The sequence below is a fragment of the Rhodococcus marinonascens NBRC 14363 genome (assembly GCF_001894885.1).
Taxonomy (GTDB): domain Bacteria; phylum Actinomycetota; class Actinomycetes; order Mycobacteriales; family Mycobacteriaceae; genus Rhodococcus_F; species Rhodococcus_F marinonascens.
The window spans coordinates 1-10213 of sequence record NZ_BCXB01000064.1; the positions used below are offsets into that span (position 1 = coordinate 1).

A 10213-nucleotide genomic window follows, 5' to 3' on the forward strand; every position below is an offset into this window, starting at 1 on the left:
TAAGAGATCGCTCTCAGTGACGGTGCGGGCCGCGCACCCTATTCAGCCGGTCCTGCATCACGAAGACGTGTTGTTGCCGGAGGTTGAATCGGAACGGCAGGAGATTTACGGTGACTCGTCAAGGCCGCTGCACTTTACGCGATACGCTCCCGGGGACCGTCGAGAAGGCCGCGCTTGCCGGCCTGCTCGTCCTCGCCAACGCGGCCGCGGCCGCTGCGCTGTGGCAGCACCGGCGATACCTGCGCGTCCGGCGCACCGTGGTCCACGATGACCAGCCGATTTATCATTCGCGCGGCGCTTTCCATGTGCTGACGTTCCTCCGGGCGTCGCCCGGCGCCGACACCGTGTCGGAGGTGCGCGCGCTGCGGCGTGCGACTGAGGGTTCGCAGGCCGGGTGGATCTACGCCGGAAAGGCCGTGGTCACGCCGCACCACTCTGCGCAGATCGGCGAGAAGGACTGGAGCGCCGTCGTATTGCTGCAATACCCTTCGCGCGTGGCCTATGAGCGGCACGCGGAGTCGGCCGAGCTGCGCGCTGCGCTCGGCCGCTTCGAGGAAGTCTATGTCCAGGGCTTCCGGCGTTCGTCCCTCGTGAGCGCCATGATCCCCCAGCTACTGCTCGCGATGCGAGCTGCTCAGATTGTTGGCCGTCGACCCTCGCACTTTCCGCTCAGGCGGACGCAGAGCCAGGATGTGCTCTCGCGGGTCGAACAGCTCCCGCATCGACTCCGCGAGGAGGTGGAGTTCGGGACCCACGCCATCGTCATCGTGAACCTCATCCAGCAGGGCACCCGCGAGCAGCGGAGCGCCAATCGCCGCTATACGATGTCGATGTTGAGCGCCATGGCGGAGGGTGGCTACGGCCCCCTGCATATCGGTCGACCGGTGCGGGTTGAGCGTAATTACGAATTCGATGCGGTCGCGCTCGTCTACTACCCTGGCGTCGAGTTTTTCGTCGACCTGATTCAAAGCGAGTACTTCCAGGCCATATTCGGAGACAAGCAGCTCGGCGACACCCAGGCCGTCATCACGGTGCCGATACTCGATCGCTTGTAGCGAGTGCAGTGGCGTCGACGACCGCCGGCATCTGCGAGGGTTGATCCCCACCCCGATAGCTATACCATTTAAGAGTCTTGGTTGGGACGCCGCTTGCGCACAGCTCGAGCCAGCGGCGTCGACTGCACGACAAGCGATTCTGAAAAGGGGTATCACGAGATGATGCGTGCACCTCGCTTCGAGGGAACGATCGGGCGGACCCTTGCCGAGTCCCAACCGTGGTATGACGAACCGCCGCACCCCGGCCGCGAGGCTCCCAATGTGGTGGTGGTGTTGCTCGATGACACCGGCTTCGCTCAGTTGGGGTGTTACGGCTCGGACATAGACACGCCGAATGTCGATGCATTGGCCGAAAATGGCCTGCAGTTTACCAACTTTCACGTGGCACCGGTGTGTTCGCCGACGCGCGCGGCATTGCTGACCGGCCGCTCCCAGCACGCCGTGGGTATGCGCAGTGTGGCGAACTTCCGCACCGGATTCCCGCACCAGCTTGGCCATATCACCAGCTCGGCCAGCACGATCGCCGAAGTTCTGCGCGGGGAGGGCTATGCGACGTTCTGCGTGGGTAAATGGCATCTCACCCCGTCGGAGCAGTGTTCGGCAGCGGGCCCGTTCGACCATTGGCCGCTGGCTCGCGGGTTCGACCGCTTCTACGGGTTCCTCGACGGCGAGACCGACCAGTTTCACCCGCAGTTGGTGTGTGACAACCATCCGATCGACCCGCCGGGGCAGCCTGAGGACGGTTACCACCTCTCCGAAGACCTCGTAGAACAGGCCCTCGCGATGGTGACGGACTCCAAAGGTGTCCGTCCTGACCGCCCGTTCTTCCTGTATCTGCCGTTCGGCGCCACCCACTCCCCGCACCAGGCGCCCGCGAGCTACTTGTCCAAGTACCGGGGGAAGTACGAAGACGGCTGGGATGTGTGGCGAGAGAAGTGGTTCGAGCGACAGCTCGAAACCGGCGTGGTTCCACCTGGAACGCAGCCGCAGGCGAGCGCGGCCATCGGCGGGCGCAGCTTTCACCTCACCGCCCGAGTCACCCGCACCGCGGGACAAGACGGCGTGCTGTTCGCCACCGGCAACGAAAACTCAGGTATCTCGGTGTTCGTCCAAGCAGGCCGGCTTGTGGTGGACTACAACGCGTTCGGCGACCATTCGATCGTCGAGTCCGACGACACCATCCCGGCAGGGGATGCCACACTGGTCGCGCGGGTGGCGCGCGGTCCCGGCCGCTCCGGCTTGATCAGCATCGAGGTGAACGGGCAGGCCGCGGGCTCGGTCGACACGGCCGCGTTCATGCGGATGATCTCGTCCACCGGCTCGAGTATCGGCCGCGACCACGGGTCAGCGGTCTCGACCCGCTACCAGGCGCCGTTCGCCTTCGCCGGGAAGCTCCACGAGCTCGAGATACGGCTCGCCGACGACGAAGACCCCGCCACTCGCTCAGCCGAGGCGGCAGAAGAGATGCGACGGCAGTGACGAAGGTCGCTCCCGCCAGCACCCTCCTTCCGGCGCGACTTCGACCCTGTTGACTTGACCGACAGACACTGGCGCACAGCTGGTCATAGACTGGCCGGATGCCGAAGCTGAACTTGACCGGTGATCCAGGGGCCGATGCACTGCTGGCCAGTGACCCGTTGGCCCTGCTGATCGGAATGTTGCTCGACCAGCAGGTTCCGATGGAGACCGCGTTCGCGGGGCCGAAGAAGCTAGCCGACCGGCTCGGCGGCCTGGACGTGCATCGCATCGCCGAGTTGAACCCGGAAGAGTTCGCCGCCGTCTGTTCGCAGACTCCGGCCGTCCACCGCTTCCCCGGATCGATGGCTGGACGTATCCAGTCTCTGTGCGCGTTCCTGGTGGAGAACTACGACGGCGATGCCGAGGCGTTGTGGTTGAGCGGGGATCCCGACGGCAAGGAAGTCCTGAAGCGGTTGAAGGCGCTTCCGGGTTACGGAGACCAGAAGGCGCGCATCTTCCTCGCCCTGCTCGGCAAACAGATCGGTGTCGAGCCGAGGGGCTGGTGCGAGGTGGCGGGGGACTACGGCACCGAGGGCTGTCGTCGTTCGATCGCGGACGTCGTGGACGACAAGAGCCTCCATGAGGTCCGCGAGTTCAAGAAGGCTGCCAAGGCGGCGGCGAAGGCAGCCAAGGGGAAGTAGGTAGGGCAGCTAGTTCAGCTTAGGTCCATCTTTCCTCGAATACGCGGCGCATTCTCGACCGGCTCGGACTCGATCTCCAGTCGCAGAGCCTCGCTTCTGCGGGAGTGCGGATCTCGAACGGCACGGCAGCCATGAATCCGTCCGGTTGGGACTTCGTTCAGGCCCTCGCGCATTCAGCAAGGTCTATCGCGATCAGGGAGTCTCGAGTGTCAACAGGATTGAGGCATACAGCTTTCCATCAATGGAAACGATCGAGTGAGAGATGGAGACAACAGTCTGGCCCTCCGTCTCGTGCGCCAGAGTGATGGCGGTCTCGGCATGATTAGTCAGGTCCCGGTGGAGATCAGCCAGACGGCCATAGTGGCCGAGTTCGATGGTCGAGAGGTCGTAGTTCCGATTCTGCCCCACAGGAAGACACTATCGGGATAACCTGGCGCCGCCGGACTACGGCGCACCTTGAGTGAGGTCTCGCTCGAACTCGGCGAGGGCGTCGAGCATGTGCAAGACGAGCTTTCCTCCGGACATGGGGGTGTCAGCCGCCAAGGCCGCGGCGTAGGCGGCCAAGGCGGAGTAGGAGCCGCTACCCGAGCTCCGGCGACGTCTGCTTCGGCTCCGCATCGAGAGTGCGCTGGCGCGGCTCCTCGTGCATCCACGGAAAGACGCTGTTGCCCTGCGCCCCGCCCGCCGTAGCGTGTCCGAGTACGCCGTGCTCGTATGCCGATTCGGCGTGCAACGCGAGGTCGATGCCCGAGGTCTCGTCCTCCTGGCTCACCCGGAACCCCATGATCCGGTCGATCGCCTTGCCGAGCATGTAGGTGACGCTGAATGCGTAGAGCGCGACGACCACTACGGCGAGTAACTGTTTGCCGAGTTGCGCGAATCCGCCGCCGTAGAAGAGGCCTGTAGGTCCGCCCGTCATGATTTCGGTGGCCAGCAGTCCGATCAGGATCGTGCCGACGATGCCGCCAACCAGGTGGACGCCCACGACGTCGAGTGAGTCGTCGTAGCCGAGGCGGAACTTCCAGCCCACGGCGAACGAGCAGACCACACCGGCGACGGCGCCGATGGCGATGGCACCGAGCGCGTTTACGGTGCCGCAGGACGGAGTGATTGCCACCAGGCCCGCGACAACACCGGACGCCGCGCCGAAGGTGGTGGGGTGACCGTCACGAATTTGTTCGACGACGAGCCAGCCGAGCATGCCGGTGCAGCCGGCGACCAGAGTGTTCAGGAAGACCGCCGCCGCGGTGCCGTCGGCGGCGAGGGCTGAGCCTGCGTTGAACCCGAACCAGCCGAACCACAGCAGGCCGACGCCGAGGAGCACGAGCGGAAGATTGTGGGGCCGCATAGCTTCGGTTTTGAACCCAAGTCGCGGACCCACGATCAGGGCCAACGCCAAGCCGGATGCGCCCGACACAATTTCGACGACGAGCCCGCCCGCGTAATCGAGGGCACCGAACTTCGCGATCCAGCCCTCCGGGTTCCACACCCAGTGTGCGACAGGCGCGTAAACGGCGAGCGCCCAGACGGGAACGAAGATTATCCAGGCCGAGAACTTGGTGCGATCGGCGATCGCACCGCTGATCAGCGCGGCGGTGAGGATCGCGAATGTGAGTTGGAAGGTGGCGAACAGGATCTCGGGAACCTGCCCGTAGACGGTCGTGGGGTCTATTCCCGCCATCCCCAGGTGCTCGAACCCGCCGATCAGGCCGCCGCCAATGTCGTCGCCAAAGATCAGGGAATATCCGACCACCAGCCATGCGATTGTGACCAGCGCAATTGAGACGAAACTCATCATGATCATGTTCAGTACGCCGGTCGAACGGACCATTCCGCCGTAGAACAGGGCGAGACCCGGGGTCATCAATAGGACCAGTGCGGTACTGATCAGCAGCCAGGCGGTTGCCCCGGCGTCGATTTCAGGCACGACATTCTCCTCCCGCCCACGGACGAAACCATGCGCGTTGAAACACGATGGCGATCAGCCATTTCGGAATTGATGCCGACATGTTGCGAACGTGTTACGTGATGCGGCCGCGTTCGCTGTCGTCGCCGCGAGAGGCGGGCCGGTGGGCGCTCAGCGAGCCTTTCGCCCAGTGGCCGAAACTGTCGGGGTTCGCCGGTAGGATTCGCGCGTGGCCCTGTATCGGAAGTACCGACCCTCATCCTTCGCCGAGGTGGTGGGGCAGGAGCACGTCACCGAACCGCTGAGCACCGCACTCGACGGCGGACGGATCAACCACGCCTACCTGTTCTCGGGTCCTCGCGGATGCGGCAAGACATCATCTGCCCGGATCCTGGCGCGTTCGCTGAACTGCGTCGAGGGTCCTACCTCGACGCCGTGCGGACAGTGCCCATCGTGTGTGGCGCTCGGTCCGGGTGGTGCGGGCAATCTCGACGTCACTGAACTCGACGCGGCAAGCCACGGTGGCGTCGAGGACACTCGTGAACTGCGTGACCGCGCCTTCTACGCGCCCGCCGAGTCACGGTATCGCGTGTTCATCGTGGACGAGGCCCACATGGTCAGCACGGCGGGTTTCAACGCCCTCCTCAAGATCGTCGAGGAACCGCCGGAACACCTCATCTTCATCTTTGCCACCACCGAACCGGAGAAGGTGCTGCCGACCATCCGTTCGCGCACCCATCACTACCCGTTCCGGTTACTCGCACCATCGACGATGCGTGCTCTGCTCGAAAAAGTTTGTCAGCAGGAGAGCGTGCCGGTCGCCGATCCGGTGTACCCCCTGGTCATCCGTGCCGGGGGCGGCTCACCCCGTGACTCGCTGAGTATCCTCGACCAACTCCTGGCAGGTGCCGGGGACGAGGGCATCACCTACCCCCGAGCGCTCGCATTGCTCGGTGTGACCGATGCAGCGCTCATCCACGACACCGTCGACGCACTGGCGGAGGGAAGCGGCGCTGCACTGTTCGGAACGGTCGACCGAATCATCGACGCGGGGCACGATCCGCGCCGATTCGCCGTCGACCTGCTCGAGCGCCTGCGAGACCTGATCCTGATGCAGGCGGTGCCAGACGCCGCCGAGCGTGGCTTGGTCGACGCACCCGGTGACGTGCTCGAAAACATGCGCGCCCAGGTCCAGCGGATCGGCCCGGCGACCCTCACTCGGTACGCAGAGGTGATCCATGCCGGGCTGGGTGAGATGCGTGGGGCCACTGCCCCACGGTTGCTGCTCGAGGTGATGTGTGCCCGGATGCTGCTGCCTTCGGTATCCGACACCGAATCGGCCGTACTGCAACGACTTGAACGTGTCGAACGCGGATTCCCGCCCTCGGGGGCGGCACCCTCGATGGATGCGGCCGAGCGTCCGGCGGCTGTGCCGGATCATGCGACTCTGCAGGCCTCGGAAGCAGAGCAGGACGCGAAGTTTCAGAGGCCCTCGAAGCGGCAGGTTGCGGCGGCGACGGTTCCCCCTCCACCCGAGCCGGAGCCCGAACCCATGCCCCGACCCGAACCCATGCCCCGACCCGCCCCCGACCCTGCCCCCGTTCCCGAGCCGGAACCCACCCCGGGGCCTATTCCCGAGCCGGAACCCACCCCGGAGCCCGAGCCGACCCCGCAGCCGGTTTCGGAACCCGAACCGAATCTCGATCGGACGTCGCCGCTCGCCCCCGAGTCGTCGCCGGCAGCATCTGTAGGCGCCGACTTGGCCGCGTTGCGAGAATCGTGGAATACGCTGCGTGAGAAGGTAGGCCAGCGAAACAGGATTCTTCCAGCGATGTTGTCGGCGGCGACGGTGCATGATGTCCAGGGCAACCGTCTGATCCTGGCGCACCCCGTCCCCAACCTGGGTGGGCGCATTGCGTCGCCGCACAACGCTCAGGTGATCGCGGAGGTGCTGTCCGAGATGTTCGGCGGCAAGTGGGCAGTCGAGTATCAGGCCGGTGCTTCAGCGGCGTCGCCCCCGCCGGTCACGCAGGCTGCAGCCGCGCCCACGAAAGTGCCCGGTGCCCCGCGGTTCTCCCGGCCGAGTCGCGAGAAGTCTGAACGGCGCCCGGAGGACGGCCCAGGCACCTTGCCTGCCGATTTGGCGCAGGGCCGTCCGGTGTCGGAACCTGACAACGACATTCCGCCGCCGGAAGCACCCGACTACCCCGACGATCCCGGGCTTGCTTCACCGATAGATCACGAGGAGTCGGCTCCGCCGCCCGTCTCCACTCCCGAAGACGAGGAGCAGATGTTCGCCGAGGCTGCGGAGCCCGGCGATCCGTCGACCCGCCGCGACCCGGAAGACGTGGCGTACGAGTTACTCAGGGATATGCTCGGGGCCAAGAAGCTCGAGGGCTGATACGCCCCCCTCTGCCGGGACTATCAGCCGAGGTGTTGCGGGTCATGGCGTTGCGGGCATCCGCCCCCCCTCGGATCGAACCGGGAAATGCTTCTTGCGGCCGGGCAGACCGCGATCCAGCGCAGTCGACGGTGGCAGCTCGAACTGCGCCGATCGTGTCCGATAGTGCGCATTTTTTGGTTTCGCCTCGCAGATTACTTTACCTGCGGTATACCTCTGAGCCTTGGTTAGCAGCAACAGGCTGCTTGCCACCGCCGATGGAGGAAATTCATGTTCGACAGCCGGGCGACCCGAGGTGCTCAGACACGGGGCGGTTCACACGTCTCACGCCGCCGTTTCCTTGCAGGAGCGGGGCTTGCAGCGGGAGCGCTCATGCTCCCGTCGATGCCGGCTGCAGCATCGGCCTCCCCACGCCGCGCCCTCTCGGACGGCGACCGGGTGCCTGCCCTCGTTATCGGTAGTGGCTACGGCGGCGCCGTCACCGCACTGCGACTGACGCAAGCCGGCATTCCCACGCAGATCGTCGAGATGGGGCGTAGCTGGGACGCCCCCGGTCGGGACGGCACAACTTTCAGCGGGATGCTCATCCCCGACTACCGCTCGACGTGGTTGTCCGACCAGACGGATCAGCCGGTCAGCAACATCATGGGAATCGGGATCAAGATGCCCACCGAAAGGTACGTCGGCATCCTCGACGGCGAGCGCTTCTCCGGCATCAAGGTCTACCAGGGTCGCGGTGTCGGCGGTGGCTCGCTCGTCAACGGTGGCATGGCCGTTACCCCGAAGCGCCACTTCTTCGAGGAGATCCTGCCGTCGGTCGACTCGGACGAGATGTACGACAAGTACTTCCCGCGCGCGAACACCGGTCTGGGTGTGAACCACATCGACAAGGAGTGGTTCGAGTCGACACCGTGGTATCAGTTCGCACGTTCCGGTCGGAACAGTGCTCACGACTCCGGATTCTCCACGTCGTTCGTGCCCAACGTGTACGACTTCGAGTACATGAAGAGGGAGGCTGCGGGCGAGGTGCCGAAGTCCGCACTCGGCGGTGAGGTCATTTACGGCAACAACGCCGGCAAGAACTCGCTCGACAAGACCTACCTCGCGCAGGCCGCGGCAACCGGCAATCTGTCGATCACCACCCTGCACCGGGTCACCAAAGTCGAGCCTGCTTCCGGCACCGGCTACAGCGTGACGATGGAGCAGATCGACGAACAAGGCAACATCATCGCCACAAAGGTCGTCGCCGCGGATCGAGTGTTCTTCGCCGCCGGCAGCGTCGGCACCAGCAAGCTGCTCGTCTCGATGAAGGCGCAGGGAAATCTGCCGAACCTGCCGTCGCAGGTCGGCGAGGGCTGGGGCAACAACGGCAACATCATGCTCGCCCGCGCGAACCACATGTCGGACCCCACCGGCTTCAACCAGTCCACGATCCCGACCCTCGGCATCGACAACTGGGATGACCCGACCGCGCCGGTCTTCGCCGAGATCGCTCCGATGCCCTCGGGGATCGAGACGTTTATCGCCATGTACCTGGCGATCACGAAGAACCCCGAGCGTGGTCGTTTCCTGTTCAATCCGAGCACCGGCAAAGTCGATCTCTCCTGGGCTGTGTCTCAGAATCAGCCGGGCATCGACATGGCCAGGGCGGTCTTCGACAAGATCAACAAGAAGGAAGGTACCGGTTACCGGACGGACCTGTTCGGTCTGCACAAGGAGTTCGGCGACGAATTCACCTACCACCCGCTGGGTGGCTGCCTGCTGAACTCGGCGACCGACAACTTCGGCCGCCTCCCCGAATACCCCGGCCTGTACGTCGTCGACGGTTCCCTCGTCCCCGGCAACGTCGGTGTCAATCCGTTCGTGACGATCACCGCGCTCGCCGAACGGAACATGGAGAAGATCATCTCCACCGATCTCGCCTAGGACTGGTGGCGGCCCGTGCTCCGTCGATGAGCATCTGCTGTGTCGACGGACACGGGCTTGAACGCCGGACGTTCTTATCGTGGCTCTTGCGGACCGGTGCGTGTTCGGCGTCAGTGGTGGTGGGGTGTTGCCTGCGCCGCCGCGCGACCCCGAAGCTGCACCGATCGTGTCTGAGTTGCGCCAATTTTTCGGTATCGACTCCTAGTCGCCTCTGTCGGCGGTATAACCCTGGAAGCTCTCGCAACAGCAACAAGCTGCTTGCCACACCACCGACAGAGGAGATCCATGATCGATCGCCGTGCGAACCGAGCTGCTCCCTCTCCTGGGGTTTCACACGTCTCACGTCGCCGATTCCTTGCGGGAGCAGGTCTTACAGCGGGAGCATTCATGTTCTCGTCGATGGCGACCTCAGCCTCCGGATCCCCCCGCCGTGCCCTCGCCGACGGCGACCGTGTGCCTGCCCTCGTCATCGGCAGTGGCTACGGCGGCGCCGTCACCGCATTGCGGCTGACGCAGGCCGGCATTCCCACGCAGATCGTCGAGATGGGGCGTAGCTGGGACACCCCCGGTTCGGACGGCACGATTTTCAGCGAGATGATCAATCCCGACAAACGCTCGACGTGGTTGGCCGACGAGACGGATCCGCCGGTCAGCAACTTCATTGGCTTCAGCATCAAGAGGCCCGTCGACAGGTACGTCGGTGTCCTCGACGCCGAGTACTTCTCTGGCATCAAGGTTTACCAGGGTCGCGGTGTCGGCGGCGGCT

The 10213-nt window shown here is 64.7% G+C and carries 7 protein-coding genes and 1 pseudogene; 6 read left to right on the plus strand and 2 right to left on the minus strand.

The window, feature by feature from the left end:
- The first annotated feature begins 110 nt into the window (after positions 1–110).
- The 3 genes from RM2_RS22090 (at position 111) to RM2_RS22100 (ending at position 3214) form a co-directional block, all read left to right on the plus strand.
- Complete coding sequence (locus tag RM2_RS22090; RefSeq protein ID WP_139277894.1) at positions 111–1055, plus strand: hypothetical protein; 945 nt, start codon at positions 111–113, stop codon at positions 1053–1055.
- A 159-nt stretch (positions 1056–1214) separates the two neighbouring features.
- Positions 1215–2534, plus strand: a complete 1320-nt coding sequence (locus RM2_RS22095; RefSeq protein WP_072691642.1) for a sulfatase-like hydrolase/transferase — start codon at positions 1215–1217, stop codon at positions 2532–2534.
- 98 nt (positions 2535–2632) lie between these two features.
- On the plus strand, positions 2633–3214 hold the full coding sequence (locus RM2_RS22100) for an HhH-GPD-type base excision DNA repair protein (RefSeq protein ID WP_072691643.1): 582 nt from the start codon (positions 2633–2635) through the stop codon (positions 3212–3214).
- A gap of 192 nt (positions 3215–3406) precedes the next feature.
- Here RM2_RS22100 and RM2_RS22105 read toward each other — a convergent pair whose 3' ends face one another.
- Together RM2_RS22105 and RM2_RS22110 are read right to left on the minus strand one after the other, a co-directional pair.
- Complete coding sequence (locus RM2_RS22105) at positions 3407–3622, minus strand: hypothetical protein (protein WP_072691644.1); 216 nt, start codon at positions 3620–3622, stop codon at positions 3407–3409.
- Between the two features lie 172 nt (positions 3623–3794).
- Positions 3795–5141 carry an ammonium transporter gene (locus RM2_RS22110; protein WP_072691645.1) on the minus strand — a complete coding sequence of 449 codons (1347 nt, stop codon included), beginning with the start codon at positions 5139–5141 and terminating at the stop codon, positions 3795–3797.
- 208 nt (positions 5142–5349) lie between these two features.
- Here RM2_RS22110 and RM2_RS22115 point away from each other — a divergent pair, with 208 nt between their 5' ends.
- The 3 genes and pseudogenes from RM2_RS22115 to RM2_RS22125 form a co-directional block, all read left to right on the plus strand.
- Positions 5350–7521, plus strand: coding sequence for a DNA polymerase III subunit gamma and tau (locus RM2_RS22115; RefSeq protein ID WP_072691646.1), 2172 nt, complete (start codon positions 5350–5352; stop codon positions 7519–7521).
- A gap of 384 nt (positions 7522–7905) precedes the next feature.
- A complete protein-coding gene (locus tag RM2_RS22120) occupies positions 7906–9447 on the plus strand; it encodes a GMC family oxidoreductase N-terminal domain-containing protein (protein ID WP_245814095.1) in 1542 nt (513 codons plus the stop codon).
- A gap of 399 nt (positions 9448–9846) precedes the next feature.
- Positions 9847–10213: pseudogene (locus RM2_RS22125) on the plus strand (GMC family oxidoreductase); the annotation flags it as partial.